Source organism: Collinsella sp. HCP28S3_G2, from assembly GCF_052065125.1.
Taxonomy (GTDB): Bacteria; Actinomycetota; Coriobacteriia; order Coriobacteriales; family Coriobacteriaceae; genus Collinsella.
The window spans coordinates 1-18,825 of sequence record NZ_JBQHUO010000008.1 but is presented as its reverse complement, the minus strand read 5'-3'; the positions used below and the strand labels follow the sequence as shown (position 1 = coordinate 18,825).

The window sequence follows — 18,825 nt, the reverse complement described above, 5'->3', positions numbered from 1 at the left end:
GAGTGGTTACGTGCTTAGAGCTTGGTCAGCATCGTGCGGCTGATGATCTCGTCCTGAACGTCCTTGCACAGCTCGACGAAGAACGCGCTGTAGCCGGCGACGCGAACCACAAGGTCGCGATGCTCCTCGGGGTGAGCCTGGGCGTCGAGCAGCGTCTGGTTATCCAGGTAGTTGAACTGCATCTCGCCGTTGCCATACATGCAGGCCGTGCGCAGAAGCGTGACCAGGCCGTTTTCTCCCTCGGGGGTATCCAGCAGGCCGGCCATGAGCTTGAAGTTGTGCACCATGCCGATGTTCATGCTGTCGTTGCTCATCTTGGAGACCGACTTGATGATGGCGGTAGGACCGTTGTGGTCGGCACCCTGGGTGGGGCTGATGCCATCGGACAGCGGCGTCCAAGCCTTACGGCCGTTGGCAGAAGCGCCGGTCATCTGGCCAAACGGGGTGTTGTTGGAGATGGACAGCGTGCCGTGGGACAGGCGCGAATACAGGGTCTTGAACTGGCTGTGAATGTGCTCGGTGAAGTAGACGATGTCTGCCGCGAACTGATCGGCGTAGTCGTCGTCGTTACCGTACTTGGGAGCGTCCAGGCAGTCCTGGCGCATCCTCTCGTAGCCCACGAAATCGGCCTTGAGGCCCTCGTTGAGCTCGCACAGTGTGTACTTGTGGTCATCGAAGACGAGCTTCTTGATGGCAGCCATGGAGTCGGCGTAAGTGGCCAGACCGCTCCACACAACGCCCGGTCCGAAGTTGTACATAGCGCCACCGGCAGAGACATCCTTACCAGACTCCATGCAGCCCTCGAACATGATGGACATGAGGGGCTTGGGAGCCATGTCGCGGTGCACGCGCTGCGAAATCACCGTCATGACGCTCGTCCACTTGGTGATGTAGTAGATGGTGCTCTTGACCGCAGCCTCGAACTCCTCAAAGGTGTGGAACTGATCGAGGTCGCCCAGATCGGGGGTAACCTGCTTGCCATACCACAGGGGCACGCCATGGTTGAGTGTGAGTTCGATAGCGATCGGCCACTGGGTGTAGGAGGTGGAAGTCCACTGATACAGGCGGCCGGACTTCTGCGGCTCGACGCAGCCCATCATGCAGTAGTCGCGCGCATCCTCGACGGAGACGCCCTTGGCGAGCATCATCTTGATGTGTGTGTCGTCAAAGTGGCAGGCGGGAAAGCCCATGCCGGAGCGAACGACGTCCACGATCTTACGCAGGTACTTCTCGGGGCTCTTGTTGTGAATACGGCAAGCCAGGGAAGGCTGGTAGATCTTGACGTGACGTACGGCATCCATCAGCAGGTAGGTAAGGTCGTTGGTGGCGTCGGCACCGGAGCGGGTCACGCCGCCGAGCGTCATGTTGACGAACGGCTGGTATCCAGCGAAGAACTTAGAAGCGTCCTCGGAGGTAGCCCACATCATCTCGCTCATCTTGATGAGCATGCAACCGGCGATATCGAAGGCCTGATAGTCGGTCAGGCGGCCAGCCTCTTTGTCGGCCTTGTAGAAGGGATACATATACTGGTCGACGCGGCCGATGGACATACCGGTCTGGTTCTCCTCAACCGGCAGCAGGCTCTCGACAACCCATACGGACTGCACGGCCTCCCAGAAGGTGCGCGGCTTGTGAGCAGGCACGTTCTTAAGATTCTCGCAGATCTGCAGAAGCTCGGCGCGGCGCTTGGGATCGCTGCACTCCTGGGCCTTCTGGCAGGCGAAGTCGGACAGACGACGGGCGTAGATCATAACGCCCTCGGTGGTGTCGATAACGGACTTGTAGAAGTAAATCTTGTCCAAGTCCTCGGGGTTTGCGTAGTCGAGATGCTTGAGGTGCTCGCGAGCCTCGTCCTGGATGTCCTGCATGCCCTTCTTCATCAGGATGACGTCGTAGCCGGGGTTGGAGTCGCCGCCGCCGTTTACCTGGTGATAGGAGCAGTCGGAGACAAAGGACTCACCGGAGAGCTCCCAGCCGCCGCACTCGCGGTACTGATCCTCGCAGACCTCGTCGAGCGACTTGCCCTCCCAGAACGGGAAGAGCTCCTCGCGCATGTATTTCTTGTCCTCTTCGGAGATGTAGAAGGGGTCCTGAGCGCGCGTGCCGATGGTATCGAGCTCATCGCGCAGCCAACGCCAGGCGATATCGGGCGAGAAGGCGCCAGCGCGCGGAGCACCCGTGGGGTTACCGACGATAAGCTCGTCGTCCTGGATGATCAGCGGGGCGGTCTCGCAGCAATAGCGGAAGCACTTGGCGCGCAGCTCGATCTTGGGCATACCCGGGTTCTTGCGGGTGAACTCGGTGACGGCGCGGGCACGGAAGGTGGTGATGGAGGGCACCTGCTTGAGAAAGTTCTGCTTCAGGCGAACATGGCGCTCGGTGGGGCCGTTGGGCACCTCGGTGCACTCGGCGTGGACAGCAGCGCTTTCCAGCGGACGATCAAGCTGGTCGGCGACCTTGCTGAACATCGCGCGGACATTGGCGCGCTGCTCTTCGCTCATGTCCTTGGTGGCATCGGACAGTTGCTTGGCAAACTCTTGAATATCCATCGGTACTCCTTTTCTTCTAATCGATCATGTTTTTAAGCAGGCTGGCAAACCATTCGTTGTCCTGTGGGGCAACGTCGGCCGCCGGCTGCTGTTCAGTCTTATGTGCGGCGATCTTCCGATCCGGCACCCGATTGAGTCCGGCTTCCTCGAGAAGAGAGAGGTCAGAAGACTCGAGGCTGCACCCAACCTGGCGCCGGCGGATAAAGTCGCGATAGGTCACGCCCAGATTCGAGGTGGTCGCGCTTTCCCAGCCGGTAACAGTGAGGGTCTTGGGCAGCGTGGAGCGGCAGCCGGTGGCGCCCATGCCGGTACCCACATTCACGAGGATGCGTCCCACCGGCTTTTTGAGCACAAACTGGCGAACGACTTCGCCATCACGCGAGAAAATCGAAAGCGCGTTTCCTGAGCCGCTGTTCAAGATCAGCTCGATGCACTTCTCGCAGGCATCGCGCCAGTTCTCCTCCACGTAGTAGGACAACACGGGGCCGTACTTGGTACGCGAGAAGTAGCTGCGCTCGGAGACATAGGGCTTCTCCGCCACAAGCACGCGCGTGGAGGCGGGTACCGCGATATCGGCACGGCGGGCCAAATCGCACGCCGATTTGCCGATGAGCTCGCGGTAGGTGCGTCCGTCCTCGCGAAAGCACACGTGATAGAGACGCTGGCACTCCTCGTCGGAGAGGAAGTAGCAGCCACGGTGCTTGAGCTCGGTCTTAAAGGCTTCGTCCACGGCTTGCTCGACCACAACCGACTGTTCGGCGCCGGGTAGCATGCCATAGCAAAACGATTTGCCGTACACAACCTCCTCGGCGCACAGGGCCAGGTCTGCGGTTTGCTCCACAAAGACCGGGTTGTTGCCAATGGAAGCGCAGTACACATCCTTGCCCGTAGCATCGGTCACGTGGATATGCTCGCACTCGCGAGAGTCGATCAGCACGCGAACGGCCGGCTGCGCTGCCAGCCACTCCTCGCCCTCAGGGGCATAGAGTTCCAGATACGTGAGAGCGTCGAACGGATAGTGGCACTCGACGGCAATCTTGCGCACGTCCTCGATCACGGCTTTGCAAGTGGCATGCGTGCGCTGACGAGCCGAGAAGATGATCGGACTCTTGGACGCAACGGCACACACGAGCTGCGAAAGCATCGTGGGGATGCACAGCCAGTCGGGCAGAAGCGAGACGACCGTACCCTTAGAGATGCCCACCTCGACGGAATGCGTGGTGCTGCGCGAGTAGAGCTCTTGCGTGGGCGCCTGGGCGTATACATCGTCCAGAAGCTCGGTGAGCACCCACTCGATAAGCGCCTGCTCGTCCTCAGCGTTGCCGTAATCGCTTTCGGCTACTGCCAGCTGGGCATACGAAGCGGCATTGGGCAGCAACTGCTCGCGCAGTGCCTGCAAAAAACCGTCAACAAGCGTGCCGGGCAAACCCTCGAGGACTTCCCTCGACTCCTCGGCGTGCTCCAGCAGGATGCGCGCCTCCTGAACGGAGCGAAGATCGGTGTCAACAAGGGACATGGCACACCTCCTTAGTAGGGAAGCAGGTTCTCGAGACGGTAGCGGTCGGTGATCTTCTTCAGGTCGGGGTGCGGGCGCGGGATGACAACCGAGCTGTAGACCTCGGCGCCCAGGGCCTCGACGGCCTCGACACCCGCATGGACAGCCGCCTCGACAGCCGAGACATCACCCTCGACGAGGATGGAAATGTAACCGGATGCGGTGTTCTCGTAACCGATCAGGTTCACATCGCCGGCTTTGCACATGGCGTCGCCCGCCTCAAGAACCCACACGAGGCCGAAGGTCTCGATGGCACCGAATGCGTTGCCTTTGCTTTCAGACATCAGGACCTCCTAAAAATCTACGTCGTGGACGGAAACAACATCGCCAATAGGCGGAACGGGGCGCTTCATGACGTTTTGCGCCGTAACCTTGCCGATAGCCGATGCGGCCTCGACGCCTGCCTTGACAGCGGCCTCGCATGCAGCGACATCGCCCTTGACGATGACGGTGACGAGCGTGGAGCCAACGTTCTCGTAGCTCACGAGCTCGCAGTCGCCCGCCTTGAGCATCTTGTCGGCGGCTTCCAGAGCCGGAACCATGCCGAGGGTCTCAATGAGGCCGATAGCCTCCTCGCCGGTATAGCGCATGGGGTAGCTCCTTTCCTATTTGATGTAGGAATTGATGGTGCCGCGCTGCTCTTGGTCAGCGCTGTAGTAGACACGGACCTCACCCGCACCGTCCAGGTCAAAGCGGGACTCGCTGATCAGACCGTTCTTCTCGGCGGTCATCAGGGCCTCCTGCATCTTGGGCTTGGTGAAAGCGCTAAACGAGGAGTACTCACCCTTGAGGACCTCCATGACGTCGTCGGCGCAAGCCTCGTCATGACAGGTAAAGTACTTGAGCATGGCATAGTTCAAAGGCAGCACGTTACTCACCGTCCTTCTTCAAGAGGTCCATCGGGTTCACGGCGATCAAGAAGATGCCGATGAGGTTAACGATGGCTGCGACCCAGGCGATGGGAGCTAGCGCGTAGCCGTCGAAGCCCATGATTAGGCCGAGGATGATCCAGGTGGCAAGAGGAGCGGTGAAGGTGTACGTGCCGTTGATGGCCATACCCAGAGCCGTGCCGCACATGGCGTTGGCGCGGTACCAGCTCATGAAGGAGAGGTAGGCGGCGGCGCCGGAGACGGCGAAGAAGATGACGGAGGAGCCGTCGGTGAGAGCCTGGGCAACGTAGGTGTAGCTCTGCGCCAAGGTGCCACCGCACACGAGGGTGAGGATCGGCAGGACGATAACCAGATTGCCAATGCCGGAGACGAGCTGGCGGATGTTGATGGCGATCTGAGAATCGATCATGCAGGTGGCGTAGCCGCCCACGCAGCCCTCGATGCCCCAGCACAGGGCAGCGAGAAGAGCCAGGCCCAGGCCAAGCGCCATGCCCGGAGCAGCCTCGCCGGTGAGGCCGGTGCTACCGATCATGACGCCTGCGATAACGCAGATCACAATACCGGCGATAACACGGGGACCAAGCGGCTGCTTGTAGAGGATACGCGAGAGGATCGCGCCGATTGCGGGGTTCAGAGCCGCGATGGGCACGGCAAGGGTGCCGGCCTGGGAAAGCGCGATAACGTAGGCAGCAGAGGCGATGGGGCCGCCAATGAAGGCAGCGAGGATCACGATGCGGCCGGGCTTGGAGGCGATGCAGCGACCCAGGTCGGCAATCTTGCCCTGCTTGAGGGTGACGAGCGTGGCCCAGATGGCGCTCAGGGTATCGTTGATGCCCGACGCGATCGTAGGCAGGATGAAGACGACGACCAGGCTGGTAGATGCGAGTGCACCGAACCAATTGCCCCAGACGCCAAAGAGCTGACCACCGGTAACGAAAGCGGTGTATAGCGCGTACATAATGCTGGAGAGCGCCGCGATGGCGATGCCCTTCTTGAAGAAGCTCGCGTCAAGCGCCTTCTTCTTTTTGATCGCAAGCGCGCGATCTGCCGGAGCTGTTGCGGTTGTTTCCATGCAAGCAGTCCTTTCCATCATCGATCGTTTGTTGGACACAGGTGTCGACTCCCATGGCGTTCAATGATTGAAATGCTAGAAATTGACGCAAGCGTGAAAGAAAGAAGTCGACCGTTTGCATTCCGTGAACGGCATTATCCTGCGTTTTTTGACCGTTTGGCGCTCATGAACGGTCAAAAACTGCCGCAAACGGCATAAGTGCTTCCATTCTCATATCATTTGTCGGTAGCAAGACTATCGCTCACGCCAAGGTGCACACACATTAAATCCCCCCTGGCAAACCGAGGGCTTCTCTAATGGAAGCTAAGATTCTCCCTGTTAAAAGTGATAATCGACCGCAAATCAAGTGAGGATTCCCCTCACATTGCGAAGCAATTTAAAAACAATTGCCTAACGTTAAAGTGTTGAAACCAGCACACAATAAAAGGACCGCATCGCGCACGACACGGTCCGGAACACAGCAGAAGCCCATGGGTTGTTTTGTCATATTTTTGGAACGTGAAGACTGCTCTCCCGCACCCCAAAGCTGCATAGCGGCGTTGAAAAAGACTAGGCGTCGCCGTCCTTTCGCATGGTCTCCACCTCGTCAAATGCCGCCTTCATAGTGGGATTACCGCGCGTGAGGCGTTTGATGGTCAGACCCTCGGCCTTCTTGTTGGCTAGGCGCAGATTGTTCTCGGAGGACAGCAATGCCTCCTTGGTTTTCTGCAGATGGCTAATCGTCTTGTCGATCTCATCGATTGCCGTTTGGAACTTGCGACTCGCGATCTCGTAGTTGCGACCGAAATCATTCTTGAACTTCTCCATCTTGGCTTCGAAGTTCGTGACGTCGATATTCTGCTGTTTGTACTCCGCTAGCTCCTGCTTATAGCGCAGTGAGCCCATGGCGGCGTTGCGAAGGAGCGTGATCATGGGAATGAAAAACTGTGGGCGAATCACGTACATCTTCTCGTAGCGATAGCTCACGTCGACTATCCCTACGTTATAGAGCTCGCTCTCGGGCTCGAGCAGCGTGCAGAGCACCGCGTACTCACAGCCTTTCTGGCGACGATCGTGATCGAGTTTCTTAAAGAAGTCCTCGTTTTTATGCTTGGTCGCGGTCTCGTCGTTCTCGTTTTTCATCTCGAACATAATCGAAATGACCTCGTTGCCGCTCGCGTCGCACTCGCGGAAGATAAAGTCGCCCTTGGTACCCTCGGACGCATCGTTATCCTTCTCGAAGTACGCGTTGGGAAATGCCGTCATGCGCAGACGGTTAAACTCGGTTTCGCAATGCTGCTCGAGCGACTCGCCCACCATCTTGGTGGACAGACGGACCTTCATGTCCTTAAGGCGCTCGATCTCTTCATCCTTGTAGCGAATCAGGTCATCGCTCGCGCGCTTGGCCTGCGCAAGCTCGAGCTCGTGTGCCGCCTTGGCCTGTTCCTCGCGAGAATCGCGCACCGCCAGCTCGCTCGTCAGTTTGGCACGCGCCTCATCGCGCTCTCGCTCCGCCGCGGCGACCGCCTTCGACAGCTCCATTTTTGCAGAAAGTTCTTGCTCACGAAGCTGTGCACGAAGGCCCTCGGCCTCGCGCTCAGACTGAGCCTTTGCGGCGGAAAACCTCTCTTGTACCTTCGCGCGATAGTCAGCAAGCGCGCGCTCGGCCTCGCTGCGAGCGGCATCGAGCTCACGCTGCGACTCTGCCGCGGCAGCGGCAAGCGCCATCTCCTGGGCCTTGTCCGCCGCGGCAAGCCTGGCCTGCAGCTCGGCAATCTGAGCATCACGTGCAGCTAAATCGTTTTGAGCGGCATTGCGCGCCGCCGACTCGACGAGCTTGGCTTCGTCATCTTTGCGCTCCAGCTGCGCACGCAAATTGTCGATCTCGCGCTGGAGTTCGGCATTCTCCTTTTGAGCGTTGGCTCGTGCCTCTACCGCCGCGCGCTGGCTTGCACTCTCGCGCTCTGCGGCAGCGCCCTCGAGCTTGGCGCGCAGCTCGGCGAGCTCAGCATCGCGCTTGGCAACCTCTTGTGCCAGCTGTTGAGCTGCAGCGTTCTTCTGCTCGGTAAGCTGAGCGTTGCGCTGGGACTCTGCCTTTTGCAAGGCAGCCATCGAACGCGAGCGCTCAAGCTCCAGCGCTTGCTCGCCCTCGCGCTGGACCGCCTTCACACGCTCATCCAGGTCGCGCGAAAACTCGGCATTGCGCACTTGCTTGACGATATCCGCATAGCCGGATGCATCGACCTTAAATACTTCGCCACAATGCGGGCACTTGATCTCGTTCATAGCAGCTCCTCGCTGGACGCAAATTTCAACCGCCTACACTCTACCGCGCTGCGCGGACAAAAAAGGTGCCGCCGCCATAATGGCAACGGCACCAGAACCGCCACAAAGGTGCCCGTCCCCTTTGTGGCGTTTTGTGTGACGGTTCGAGAATCACAATCCAAAGAAGCCTAGGATTTGGTCACGGCTTACGGGCTTGTACTCGTTGGCATCGAGGCCGACATCGTAGCGAAAGATAGGACGTTCGCGATCGCGGTTGCGCGTATTGGTGCGGTCTCCCCTGCTGTGGATATGCCCGTGCAGCATGATGGCACCACGTGCCTTGCCATTCCAGCTGAGCATGGGGTAGTGGCTCATAACCAGACGATGACCCTTGGCATAGCCGGGGGCAATCTCCAGGTAATCACGCACGTCTTCCCAAATCTGCGGCACGTCGGGATCTTCCCAGTCGCCGTCATGGTTACCACGGATGAGCGTCACGTTCTGGCATTCGATGCGCTCGCGCAGGCGCACCGCCTCCGCCAGGGGCAAACGATAGGTAAAGTCACCCAGAATATAGAGGCGGTCATCCGCAGCCACGCACTCATTGATGGCATCGATGACCTTGCGGTTCATCTCCTCAACCGAGCCAAACGGTCGGTCCATGTCGTGCAAGATATTCGTGTCGCCCAGGTGCAGGTCGGCGGTAAACCACATCATCGTCTCAGTCCTCATTTCGCAACGCGTCCAACTCGTGCTAAGTATACAGACGCAGCGATGCGGCAGTTACCCAAAGAGCTCGCCAAACAGTCCGCGACGGCGCTTGTCTTTCTTTTTCGACGCATCACCCTGAGTTTTCTTGTCCTGTCGCATCTTACGATCCTGCTCCAGTTCATCGTCGTCGAGTAGCATATCCCACTCAAACTGATCGTCCGTCAAATCGAACAGGTCATCGTCATCAAACATGGCAGCCTCCCTTACCGATTAGCGGGCATCCACCACATAGAGGCCAACGCGCACCTGGTGCCACGGGCTACGCTCGGGGGCAACCTGCTGCACGCGGGCTTCAAATACGTCCTCATGGCCGTAATACATCATCAAGGACAGCGGACCGACCTCGTTTCCCGGAACATAGCCAAGCTTGGTGTTGCCGTAGTAGATCGCAACCGCCTCGGGATCATGGGGATTATCGCGCTCGGCGCACAGCGTCAGTTTATCGCCCACTTTAAGATCTCCTAGGACCAAAGCGCCGTCGGCATACTGAAATCCCGCAATGTGAAACGACAGAAGAACGCGTGAAGGCTCGTACATAGCAACTCCCCTAACGGCCGGATAAAACGGCGTTTAACCTTGCCGAGAAGTCTACGGGTCCGTGCGGACACAAATTCATCCTGTCTGCGCCTTTTCGACCGTTTGTCCCTATGTCATCTGATTCTAATGCACAAACATGCGCACGAATTTGTGCTTCCAGTTTGCGTAAGGGGCATAGCGGAATGGCACGTCCAGCCACGTTGCCTTGTTCACGATGCTTTTCTTGTGGCTAAACGTATCGAAGCTCTCGCGTCCATGGTACTGCCCCATACCGCTCGCTCCCATGCCGCCAAAGCCCATATGGCTCGTAGCCAGATGCATGATCGTGTCGTTGACGCAACCGCCACCAAAGGGCACGTAACGCACAAAGCGCTGCTGAACCTCACGGTCCTGGCTAAAGATATACAGGGCCAGCGGCGTCGGACGATCCGTAATAAACGTCTCGGCCTCGTCTAGGCTCTCAAACGTCAGCACCGGCAAGATGGGACCGAAAATCTCCTCCTGCATCACGGCGTCATCGGGGGCCACGCCGTCCAAAATTGTCGGCTCAATCTTGAGCGAAGCCTCGCGCGCAGCACCTCCAAGCACGACCTTATCGGAATCGATTAGCCCGTGCACGCGCGCAAAATGCTTGGCATTGACGATATGCCCGTAATCCTCGTTGTCGAGCGGATGCTCGCCAAACATACGGCGCACCTCTTCCTTGATGAGGCCCAGCAACTCGTCGTGCACGCGCGTATCGACCAGCAGGTAGTCGGGCGCCACACAGGTCTGCCCCACGTTGAGCCATTTACCAAAGGCGATACGCCGTGCCGCGACCTTCAAGTTTGCCGTCGCATCCACGATGCAGGGACTCTTTCCACCCAGCTCAAGCGTCACGGGCGTAAGGTTTTTACTTGCGCGCTCCATGACGAGCTTGCCGACCGGAACGCTACCGGTAAAGAAGATCTTGTCCCAGCACTCATCGAGCAGCGCTTCGTTCTCGGCGCGCCCGCCCTCGACAACTGTCACCAGGCACGGATCAAATGCTTCTTCGCAGATCTGCTTGAGCACCGCACTCGATGCTGGAGCATAGGCGCTCGGCTTGATGACCACAGTATTGCCCGCGGCAAGGGCGCCGGCGAGCGGCTCGAGCGTTAGCAAAAACGGGTAGTTCCACGGGGCCATGATGAGCGTGACGCCATAGGGCACGGCTTGCGTTTTGCACACACTCACGGCGTTGGCAAGGTCGCACGGACGCAGGCGCGGACGGCTCCATCGAGCCACATGTGCGATCTGATGACGAATCTCGGAAAGCGACGTGCCGATCTCGCACATATACGCCTCGTCATGCGACTTTCCCAAATCGGTCTTGAGCGCATGGGCAATATCGGCCTCGTGGGCCCGCACCGCATCGCGTAAACTCACGAGCGCACGACGTCGAGCATCGACATCAAACGTGGCGTGCGTCTTAAAGTAGACGCGCTGGTCTCCGACGATGCGTGCAATTTCCTCGGTGTTCATGGACCCTCCTAGTTCTCGCCCTCAAACATACCACCCGCGACGACCTCGTACATGCGCATCAGCTCCAAACGGTCCATCAAAAGTGGAACGGGGTACAGCGGATTGGCCTCGGCATCGGCATGCGCCGCCATCTCGGGAATGTCGGAGCGGCGAATGCCCGTCACATATTTGGGAATGTCCAAGGCGGCGTTCATTCGATCGACCCAATCGATAAAGGCCTCGACGGCATGCGTCAGGACGCCCATGCCCGTCTGCCCCGTAATGGAGGCGGGCAGACCGCGCGTGAACTCGGGGGCGTGCACCGCAAAGCGTGGGATATGCACAAAGTCGTTAATGGGGTACTTGTAGTGCGTCTCGTTATCGGTGATAACCGCCGCAAGCGTGACTTCGCTTCCCGTACCGGCGGTAGTGGGAACCGCAATAAGCAGCGGCAGGAGACGGTGGACGCGCAGCAGACCGCGCATCTTGTTGATGGGCTTGTTTGGCTGCGCGATGCGTGCTCCCACGCCCTTGGCACAGTCCATGGCCGAGCCACCGCCAAAGCCGATAATGGCCTGGCAGGCGCTCTCTCAGCATGCTCCAGAATGCGTGGCTCGGTATAGGGCAGCACCGGCAATGCGATGCGAAAAACCGTTTGATACGTTCGGCACCAGGCGCAGCGGCGGGCTAGATGCATAAAGGAAACCCCTCATTTGTTGATTGGTCAACATTTGTTCGACCGATTGTACTCATCAGAGGTCGCAGGCGGCCTGCCAATCGTTAATCAATCAACATCTTCATCTCTCAAAATTGTTTTATCAAAAATCATTCCTAATAGGCTTCACATTTTGTTGCATTTATGGATAATAGAACTCGTCAAGACGCACGTCCGGAGAGGGCCCTTACGGGATCGGACAAGCGCCCCATCGCCATCCATCGAAAGGATCGAATCATGAAATTTGTTTGCCCCGTTTGCGGTTATGTGGAAGAGTTCGACGGCGACCAGCTGCCCGAGGATTTTAAGTGCCCCCAGTGCGGCGTTCCCGGTTCTCGTTTCCTGAAGCAGGAGGAGGGCAAGCTCGAGTGGGCTGCCGAGCACGTCGTGGGCGTCGCCAAGATGGAGGGCGTCTCCGAGGACATTGTTGCCGACCTGCGCGCCAACTTTGAGGGCGAGTGCTCTGAGGTCGGTATGTACCTGGCCATGGCTCGCGTCGCCCATCGCGAGGGCTATCCCGAGATCGGCCTATACTGGGAGAAGGCTGCCCACGAGGAGGCCGAGCACGCCGCCAAGTTCGCCGAGCTCCTGGGCGAGGTCGTGACCGACTCCACCAAGAAGAACCTCGAGATGCGCGTTGAGGCCGAGAACGGCGCCACCGCCGGCAAGACCGATCTTGCCAAGCGTGCCAAGGCCGCTGGCCTCGATGCCATCCACGACACCGTGCACGAGATGGCTCGCGACGAGGCCCGCCACGGCAAGGCTTTCGCCGGCCTGCTCAAGCGCTACTTTGGCTAAGCCAACCGCCTGAGAGATAATCTCTAACTTTAAAGGGCCCGAACCGCATGGTTCGGGCTTTTTTCGTGTCTCATGAACTCGTTAACGCCCTGAAATAGGGCCACCTTCGGCATCGACTTCTCGTCAAAAACTAAGTGAGTAGACTTTTTGGAACTTGCCGAGCAGACCATCCATATTGCTCTATAAAGCAGCAGGTAAATGACTTGTTGCAAAACGGCCTGGTCGCCATCACGCCAAAAGTCTACTCACTTAGATCCGCGCCGTCCACGATCGAGCTGTTTTGTGTCCAATGGACATCTTTCCGTCGATTACTCCCAATTTTGTCCAGTCAACGAATAGTTCAGACCGGAGTAATGCCTCAGCCCTTTGCTCATCCGAGCTTTTATCGCGATATTCAACATCGAGCATCCTGCATACGGCCTTAACGATTGCACGGAATCTATCCTCATCGGATATCTGTCCGTGTGTCAGGAGAAGCACGTCGTAGCCCATGGCTTGAAGCGCCGTCATGCGGTCAGCGTCACGCAAGCCATCCCCCGCGCGCCCGTGCGAGGCCTTTCCCTGACATTCAATGGCCACCTGCCGCCTCCCGTCCGGCGAGGAAAGAAGTAGGTCGATATATACGCGGGTCTTTCCTACAATCGCTCGAGCACTTGTGCTTAGCACCACTTTGACATTGAGCTCTATGCCGCAAAACCCTTCACCTCCCAGGGCTCGCGGCAGTCCAAGCAACAAATACGCCTCGACCTCAAAAGGCGAGGCGGCACCCAATGGAACGAGATACGATACCGCCATAAATCGATTGCCGTAACGCATCCCGCAAATATCTGAACAAAAACGGTCAAGGTCCCCATCCAAAACCAAAGCGTCGCGACGCCATAAATTTGAGGCGGTGCCGCCCTCGGACGGGCAGCGCACCCAACCCAACGTTGTCGAAATCGCACCCGAATCAATTGCACGCGAAAGCTCCACCTCAAGTGCCGCCGGCAGGGCGCATACCGCAAACAAGCCGCACATCTCCGCCAATACCAGAAGAAGTTGGAGATCCGTCAGATGTCGAGACATGATAAATGCCGTCAGCAGAGGAGACGTGACCAAAAATCCATGCTCCGTTTCCAGCACGGATTCCCTGGGGAGTTCACCAAGAAACAGCCGCTGCCTAATGTTGGCAGGGCAAGTCCGCTTGTTTCTCGTCCGAACCAATGTATACAACGGAAAACCGAGCGCGACCGCAGCCGTCGGGTTGCGGACGAGGTCATATCGCTGCCGGTCTTCATCCGGCCGCGGAAGCGGAGGACACAAAGCGCGGACTTGAGGGGGCAAACGCCAGTACCTAAAAGCCGATATGTCACAAAGTAGATCCTTCATAGGCACAGGAAAGCACGAATTTCAACCCAGTCGGTCTCTCATTGGCGCGAACGCACCAAAAATGGCGCCGAACGAACTGCAAAGTTTTCAACAGCCCTCCCCAACTGGCCAAAAGCTTACCGAGAACTGGACGAAGCCCTGTTGAAAACCCCATTTTTTTCTCATGCGAAGCTTTGCGCGGCAAGTGAGTAGACTTTTTGGGACATCCCGAGCAGACCGATGATCCCACTTCTCAAAACCACAGGTAGATAGCTTGTTACAAAACTGTCTGGCCGCCAAAGTGCCAAAAGTCTACTCACTTAGGTTACAGAGTGCCCCATTAGCTGTGATTCCAGGGTATTAAGCACCTCCGGACTCAGGTCGTCATACTGGACAAGAATATGAGTTGAGTTTTCAGGGACAGATGCGCCATCGGCACACCAATAACAGTTACTGATATCGATAAAAGGGATGCTCGAGCGCGTGAGGGCCTGCGCAAAAGAGCTTCCGCCCGTTCCCCGCTCCGCAACCACGGTGCAGTAAAGACCTGCGTCTGCATGCTCGATCGAAACCTCTCCTGCTGTAAACGCATTCCGTACAAGCGCCGCCAGGCCATCACGCGCCTCACGAGCACGAACGCGCACGCGGTTCACATGTCGCTCGTAATCACCCGATTCCAGCAAACGAGCCAAAGCGACCTGGTCGACAGAGCTCACCGACGAGGCGTAGAAACCAAGGTTGCACCTAAACCGCTTCATCAGCTCATCGGGCAACACCATGTACGCTAGACGCAACGCCGATGAAAGGCTCTTTGAAAACGTGTTGGTGTAGATAACCGATTGAGCGGCATCGATCGAAGTAAGCGCGGGAATCGGCTTGCCGGCCAGACGAAACTCGCAATCAAAGTCATCTTCGATGAGATATCGACCTGGTCGCTCGGCGGCCCAGCTCAGCAGCGCATAGCGACGCGCAATGCTCGTCACAAGGCCGGTCGGATACTGATGAGACGGCATCAGGTGAAGGACATCGGTCCCCGTTTTCCGCAGAGCGCTCAAGTCTACGCCCTCATCATCCAACGGGATATGTCGAACTTTGCAACCCATAGCCTGATAGATGCGCGTCAGGCGCAAATAGCCCGGGTCCTCAACGGCATACACCTTGTCGGCGCCAAGCAACTGAACCAACATGGTATCGAGCAGCTGGGCGCCCGCACCGATAACAACGTTGTTGGGGTCGACATTCATACCCCTTGTCCCGCGCAGATGGTGGGCAATTGCGCGTCGTAGCCGAGTGGTGCCCTGTGCCGGCGCGGTCGAAAAGATTTCGCGCTCGTCTTCGGATGCCAGCGTCGCCCGCAGCGCGCTTTGCCAAAGCCGCGCCGCCTCCAAAGCAGAAGGAGAAAGTGCATCGAATCGCTCGACCTGTCCGTTGACATCATGCGCGCCGGAACCCGCAGAGACGGCATCCCGGTCGATGCCCTCTGCAGCCGAAGCCAAAACCGGTGCATCCGGAAGCTCGCAAGCGTAGTAGCCACGACGCGGCATTGAGCAAATATAGCCCTCGGCAAGTAACTGGCTATATGCATTCTCGATGGTAATGACACTGATTCCCAGATGATTGGCAAAGGCGCGCTTAGACGGAAGATGCTCCCCCGCCGCAATGCGTCCAGCAACGATATCATCTCGAATTTGCTGGTAAATATACTCATAGAGCGATGCTTCGCCGCGTTTTTCCAAATTGTAGTCAAGCATGAGTTTATCACCTGACCTTATTGAGTCATTCAATCTGGTATTAGTCTGGCCTTATTATTATCTCTAAAACTGAGTATTTCGCCATACCCAGCTCCCCGATAGGATGTTCCGTCAAGCAATGCACATGCCAACCAAGGGAGCAACCATGGCAGAACAGACCAGCAAGGCAGATCGCGTCAAACTCAATCGCGAGCTCGCGCAGATGCTCAAGGGCGGCGTCATCATGGACGTCACCACGCCCGAGCAGGCACGCATCGCCGAAGAGGCGGGGGCCTGCGCCGTCATGGCACTCGAGCGCATCCCGGCCGACATCCGTGCCGCAGGCGGCGTCTCGCGCATGAGCGACCCCAAGATGATCAAGGGCATCCAAGAGGCCGTCTCCATCCCCGTTATGGCCAAGTGCCGCATCGGCCATATTGTCGAGGCGCAGGTCCTGCAGGCCATCGAGATCGATTACATCGACGAGTCCGAGGTTCTCTCCCCTGCCGACGACGTCTATCACATCGACAAGACCCAGTTTGACGTGCCGTTTGTCTGCGGCGCCCGCGATCTGGGCGAGGCGCTGCGCCGTGTTGCCGAGGGCGCCACAATGATTCGCACCAAGGGTGAGCCGGGTACGGGCGATGTCGTCCAGGCCGTGCGTCACATGCGCAAGATCCAAAAGCAGATCCGCGACGTTGTTGCCCTGCGCGATGACGAGCTCTTTGAGGCAGCCAAGCAACTGCAGGTTCCGGTCGAGCTGGTGCGCGAGGTCCACGCCACGGGCAAGCTTCCCGTCGTGAACTTTGCCGCCGGCGGCGTAGCGACCCCCGCCGACGCCGCGCTGATGATGCAGCTGGGCGCCGAGGGCGTCTTTGTGGGATCGGGCATCTTTAAGAGCGGCAACCCGGCCAAGCGCGCCGCCGCCATCGTCAAGGCCGTGGCAAACTTCACCGATGCCAAACTCATTGCCGAGCTTTCGGAGGACCTGGGCGAGGCCATGGTGGGCATCAACGCCGACGAGATCGAGATTATCATGGAGGAGCGCGGGCGCTAGTCCGGCAGAAAGGATCGCCCATGAGCGATTATGCAGACCAAACGGTCGCCGTGCTGGCGGTCCAAGGCGCTTTTGCCGAGCACGAAGCAAGACTATCCGAGCTGGGCGCACACTGTATTGAGCTGAGGCAGGCGGCCGATTTGCAGCAGAACTTTGACCGTCTGGTACTTCCCGGCGGCGAGTCCACCGTTCAGGGCAAGCTACTTGCCGAACTCGATATGCTCGAGGATTTTCGTACCCGCATTGTTGAAGGCATGCCTGTACTGGGAACTTGTGCCGGTCTGATTCTGTTGGCGCGCGACCTTGCCGCCCACGATGACAAGGGAACACCGCGCTTGGCAACCATGAATATACTCGTTGAGCGCAATGCCTATGGCAGGCAGCTCGGCAGTTTTCGCACCCAGGGGCAGGTAGGCGGTATCGACGGTGAAGTGCCGTTAACGTTTATCCGTGCACCCCGCATCGTCGAGGTGCACGGCAATGCCAAGGCCCTTGCCGAAGTCGATGGCCGCATCATCGCCGCCCGTCAAGACAATCAACTCGGCGTCACCTTCCACCCCGAGCTCGACGACGACACCCGCCTCCACGAGCTCTTCCTCCAAATGTAGGCAGAAAACAAACGTACGTGGATTTTCGGACGCATAGCAAATGAGAGTGGAAATCTCGCACTTTGAGCTTGGATGCAGGCTCAAACCGGGAGATTATCCACTCTCATACTATGTAGTCGTTGGGGACGTTCTCAACGACTACATTGCGATAGACGGCCACGTTTGCCCAGATAATACCGACCAAAATAAACCTGTCCCTTTTTGGCAGGTTTGGATCAAGGCAACGCCGATGTTTTGGCAACGACAGACACTATGACCCAATCCGAGGGCACTAAAAAGATAGGAGCCCCCGCTCGTGACCGCGGGTCGGGGCTGCGACAATGATGTTGAAGTGCCATAGGCGCAGCCGCGCCGCAACGAGGTTGGGAGGCTCCCATGCCAAAGTATTCTACCGCGTTCGGGATGGACGTCCACCTGAGGTCGACCACCGTCTGCGCCCTCGACGCGGACACCGGCGAGGCCGTGACGAGGAGGTTCCCCGGCAACCCCTGGGGCGAGATCGCCGGGTGGATGGATGGGTTCCCCGGGCCGTCGCTCGCGGCCTACGAGAGCGGCTACCTCGGCTTCGCCCCGCAAAGGGAGCTCGCCGGGCTCGGCGTCGAGTGCGTCGTCGCCGCGGTCTCGAAGATCCCCAGGTCGGCCGCCGACTCGGCCTCCAAGAACGACAGGAACGACGCCGCCAGGATGGCCAAGGCGATACTCGCCCACGACATCTCCCCCGTATGGGTCCCCTCCCCCGAGGTCGAAGGCATCAGGGACCTCGCCGGCGCCTACGACGGGGCGACCGCGCGCCTGGCGACCGCCAAGCAGCGGCTGCTCGCCTTCCTCGCAAAGCGGGGGTTCGTCTACGGCGGCACCACGCCCGCCGGCAACCCGAGGAAGTACTGGACCTACGACTTCCTGAGATGGCTCGACAAGGTCAGGCCGGAGGACGATGGCGGGGCTCGGACGCTCGCCGCCCTGAGGAACGAGGTCGAGGCCGCGGCGGAGGCCCGGGCGGACCTGCTCTCCGAGTACAGGGCCGCCGTGGATGCCAGCCCGATCGCCGCGGAGGTGGCCGCCCTCCAGTCGATCAAGGGCTGCGCCTTCGCGCTGGCCGCGGCCTTCTCGGCCGAGGTCGGCGACTTCACGAGGTTCCGTTCCGGAAGGCAGGTCACGGCCTATTTCGGCCTCGCGCCGAGTCAGAGGTCGAGTGGCGACTCCTGTTAGCGTCAATCTATTTTTCACCAGTTTCGCTAAACAGGCGCGCCGTTCGCGCAAAGGCGGTTTCACCGGTTGCGCTAACGTATTTTCACCGATTCCGGTCACGGCTTGACGGGACCGTCCCTCGGCAGGTCCTTCAGCCTGTAGGACCTGCCGGTTATCTTGACCAGGTGGCAGTGGTGGCACACCCTGTCCGCGATCGCGCTCGCCGCCACGTCGTCCCCGAACACCCTGCCCCAGCCGCTGATCCCCACGTTGGTGGTGATG

At 58.8% G+C, this 18,825-nt stretch carries 19 protein-coding genes; 4 read left to right on the top strand and 15 right to left on the bottom strand.

What is annotated here, in order from left to right; translation table 11 throughout:
* Positions 1-14 precede the first annotated feature (14 nt).
* The 12 genes from cutC to ACTNB2_RS05825 all read right to left on the bottom strand — a co-directional run bounded on the left by cutC (position 15) and on the right by ACTNB2_RS05825 (position 11,645).
* Positions 15-2,549 (bottom strand): choline trimethylamine-lyase, encoded by a 2,535-nt coding sequence (gene cutC, locus ACTNB2_RS05880; protein ID WP_441042172.1) that lies wholly within the window; start codon positions 2,547-2,549, stop codon positions 15-17.
* 16 nt (positions 2,550-2,565) lie between these two features.
* Positions 2,566-4,065 (bottom strand): aldehyde dehydrogenase, encoded by a 1,500-nt coding sequence (locus ACTNB2_RS05875; RefSeq protein ID WP_441042174.1) that lies wholly within the window; start codon positions 4,063-4,065, stop codon positions 2,566-2,568.
* A gap of 11 nt (positions 4,066-4,076) precedes the next feature.
* Complete coding sequence (locus tag ACTNB2_RS05870) at positions 4,077-4,388, bottom strand: BMC domain-containing protein (RefSeq protein ID WP_022387080.1); 312 nt, start codon at positions 4,386-4,388, stop codon at positions 4,077-4,079.
* Positions 4,389-4,397: 9 nt separating this feature from the next.
* The gene (locus ACTNB2_RS05865) at positions 4,398-4,694 is read right to left on the bottom strand and encodes a BMC domain-containing protein (protein WP_022387079.1); all 297 of its coding nucleotides are present in this window, start codon (positions 4,692-4,694) and stop codon (positions 4,398-4,400) included.
* 15 nt (positions 4,695-4,709) lie between these two features.
* Entirely contained in the window at positions 4,710-4,973 is a 264-nt protein-coding gene (locus ACTNB2_RS05860) for a hypothetical protein (protein ID WP_161161717.1), read from the bottom strand.
* Between the two features lies 1 nt (position 4,974).
* Complete coding sequence (locus ACTNB2_RS05855) at positions 4,975-6,066, bottom strand: hypothetical protein (RefSeq protein WP_441042177.1); 1,092 nt, start codon at positions 6,064-6,066, stop codon at positions 4,975-4,977.
* 549 nt (positions 6,067-6,615) lie between these two features.
* Positions 6,616-8,331, bottom strand: coding sequence for a DUF2130 domain-containing protein (locus ACTNB2_RS05850; protein ID WP_441044875.1), 1,716 nt, complete (start codon positions 8,329-8,331; stop codon positions 6,616-6,618).
* 150 nt (positions 8,332-8,481) lie between these two features.
* Positions 8,482-9,027, bottom strand: a complete 546-nt coding sequence (locus ACTNB2_RS05845; RefSeq protein WP_441044876.1) for a metallophosphoesterase — start codon at positions 9,025-9,027, stop codon at positions 8,482-8,484.
* A gap of 66 nt (positions 9,028-9,093) precedes the next feature.
* A complete protein-coding gene (locus ACTNB2_RS05840) occupies positions 9,094-9,273 on the bottom strand; it encodes a hypothetical protein (RefSeq protein ID WP_441044877.1) in 180 nt (59 codons plus the stop codon).
* Positions 9,274-9,291: 18 nt separating this feature from the next.
* The gene (locus tag ACTNB2_RS05835) at positions 9,292-9,618 is read right to left on the bottom strand and encodes an HIRAN domain-containing protein (protein ID WP_055250700.1); all 327 of its coding nucleotides are present in this window, start codon (positions 9,616-9,618) and stop codon (positions 9,292-9,294) included.
* Between the two features lie 123 nt (positions 9,619-9,741).
* Entirely contained in the window at positions 9,742-11,121 is a 1,380-nt protein-coding gene (locus ACTNB2_RS05830) for an aldehyde dehydrogenase (protein WP_441044878.1), read from the bottom strand.
* An 8-nt stretch (positions 11,122-11,129) separates the two neighbouring features.
* Positions 11,130-11,645, bottom strand: coding sequence for an iron-containing alcohol dehydrogenase (locus ACTNB2_RS05825; RefSeq protein ID WP_441042183.1), 516 nt, complete (start codon positions 11,643-11,645; stop codon positions 11,130-11,132).
* 407 nt (positions 11,646-12,052) lie between these two features.
* Here ACTNB2_RS05825 and ACTNB2_RS05820 point away from each other — a divergent pair, with 407 nt between their 5' ends.
* Entirely contained in the window at positions 12,053-12,613 is a 561-nt protein-coding gene (locus ACTNB2_RS05820; RefSeq protein WP_154517090.1) for a ferritin family protein, read from the top strand.
* Between the two features lie 249 nt (positions 12,614-12,862).
* On the opposite strand, the gene ACTNB2_RS05815 is transcribed toward ACTNB2_RS05820, so the two are convergent.
* Entirely contained in the window at positions 12,863-13,735 is an 873-nt protein-coding gene (locus ACTNB2_RS05815; protein ID WP_441042185.1) for a hypothetical protein, read from the bottom strand.
* Positions 13,736-14,280: 545 nt separating this feature from the next.
* Positions 14,281-15,711 (bottom strand): MocR-like pyridoxine biosynthesis transcription factor PdxR, encoded by a 1,431-nt coding sequence (pdxR, locus tag ACTNB2_RS05810; RefSeq protein WP_441042187.1) that lies wholly within the window; start codon positions 15,709-15,711, stop codon positions 14,281-14,283.
* A 145-nt stretch (positions 15,712-15,856) separates the two neighbouring features.
* Here pdxR and pdxS point away from each other — a divergent pair, with 145 nt between their 5' ends.
* The 3 genes from pdxS to ACTNB2_RS05795 all read left to right on the top strand — a co-directional run bounded on the left by pdxS (position 15,857) and on the right by ACTNB2_RS05795 (position 18,564).
* Complete coding sequence (pdxS, locus tag ACTNB2_RS05805) at positions 15,857-16,747, top strand: pyridoxal 5'-phosphate synthase lyase subunit PdxS (protein ID WP_154517081.1); 891 nt, start codon at positions 15,857-15,859, stop codon at positions 16,745-16,747.
* A gap of 20 nt (positions 16,748-16,767) precedes the next feature.
* Positions 16,768-17,355 (top strand): pyridoxal 5'-phosphate synthase glutaminase subunit PdxT, encoded by a 588-nt coding sequence (gene pdxT, locus ACTNB2_RS05800; RefSeq protein WP_441042189.1) that lies wholly within the window; start codon positions 16,768-16,770, stop codon positions 17,353-17,355.
* A gap of 375 nt (positions 17,356-17,730) precedes the next feature.
* Positions 17,731-18,564, top strand: coding sequence for an IS110 family transposase (locus tag ACTNB2_RS05795; RefSeq protein WP_441042190.1), 834 nt, complete (start codon positions 17,731-17,733; stop codon positions 18,562-18,564).
* A 95-nt stretch (positions 18,565-18,659) separates the two neighbouring features.
* Here the strand turns inward: ACTNB2_RS05795 and ACTNB2_RS05790 are convergent, their stop codons facing one another.
* Complete coding sequence (locus tag ACTNB2_RS05790) at positions 18,660-18,812, bottom strand: ATP-binding protein (protein WP_441044879.1); 153 nt, start codon at positions 18,810-18,812, stop codon at positions 18,660-18,662.
* Positions 18,813-18,825: the final 13 nt, after the last annotated feature.

Excerpts from the sequence above, each read along its gene's own strand:
- ACTNB2_RS05820 (WP_154517090.1), top strand. The coding sequence starts at position 12,053 with ATGAAATTTGTTTGCCCCGTTTGCGGTTATGTGGAAGAGTTCGACGGC.
- pdxT (WP_441042189.1), top strand. The coding sequence starts at position 16,768 with ATGAGCGATTATGCAGACCAAACGGTCGCCGTGCTGGCGGTCCAAGGC.
- pdxS (WP_154517081.1), top strand. The coding sequence starts at position 15,857 with ATGGCAGAACAGACCAGCAAGGCAGATCGCGTCAAACTCAATCGCGAG.
- ACTNB2_RS05840 (WP_441044877.1), bottom strand. The coding sequence starts at position 9,273 with ATGTTTGATGACGATGACCTGTTCGATTTGACGGACGATCAGTTTGAG.
- ACTNB2_RS05865 (WP_022387079.1), bottom strand. The coding sequence starts at position 4,694 with ATGCGCTATACCGGCGAGGAGGCTATCGGCCTCATTGAGACCCTCGGC.
- ACTNB2_RS05835 (WP_055250700.1), bottom strand. The coding sequence starts at position 9,618 with ATGTACGAGCCTTCACGCGTTCTTCTGTCGTTTCACATTGCGGGATTT.
- ACTNB2_RS05825 (WP_441042183.1), bottom strand. The coding sequence starts at position 11,645 with ATGGACTGTGCCAAGGGCGTGGGAGCACGCATCGCGCAGCCAAACAAG.
- ACTNB2_RS05855 (WP_441042177.1), bottom strand. The coding sequence starts at position 6,066 with ATGGAAACAACCGCAACAGCTCCGGCAGATCGCGCGCTTGCGATCAAA.
- cutC (WP_441042172.1), bottom strand. The coding sequence starts at position 2,549 with ATGGATATTCAAGAGTTTGCCAAGCAACTGTCCGATGCCACCAAGGAC.
- ACTNB2_RS05845 (WP_441044876.1), bottom strand. The coding sequence starts at position 9,027 with ATGATGTGGTTTACCGCCGACCTGCACCTGGGCGACACGAATATCTTG.
- ACTNB2_RS05850 (WP_441044875.1), bottom strand. The coding sequence starts at position 8,331 with ATGAACGAGATCAAGTGCCCGCATTGTGGCGAAGTATTTAAGGTCGAT.
- ACTNB2_RS05870 (WP_022387080.1), bottom strand. The coding sequence starts at position 4,388 with ATGTCTGAAAGCAAAGGCAACGCATTCGGTGCCATCGAGACCTTCGGC.
- ACTNB2_RS05830 (WP_441044878.1), bottom strand. The coding sequence starts at position 11,121 with ATGAACACCGAGGAAATTGCACGCATCGTCGGAGACCAGCGCGTCTAC.
- ACTNB2_RS05795 (WP_441042190.1), top strand. The coding sequence starts at position 17,731 with ATGCCAAAGTATTCTACCGCGTTCGGGATGGACGTCCACCTGAGGTCG.
- pdxR (WP_441042187.1), bottom strand. The coding sequence starts at position 15,711 with ATGCTTGACTACAATTTGGAAAAACGCGGCGAAGCATCGCTCTATGAG.
- ACTNB2_RS05875 (WP_441042174.1), bottom strand. The coding sequence starts at position 4,065 with ATGTCCCTTGTTGACACCGATCTTCGCTCCGTTCAGGAGGCGCGCATC.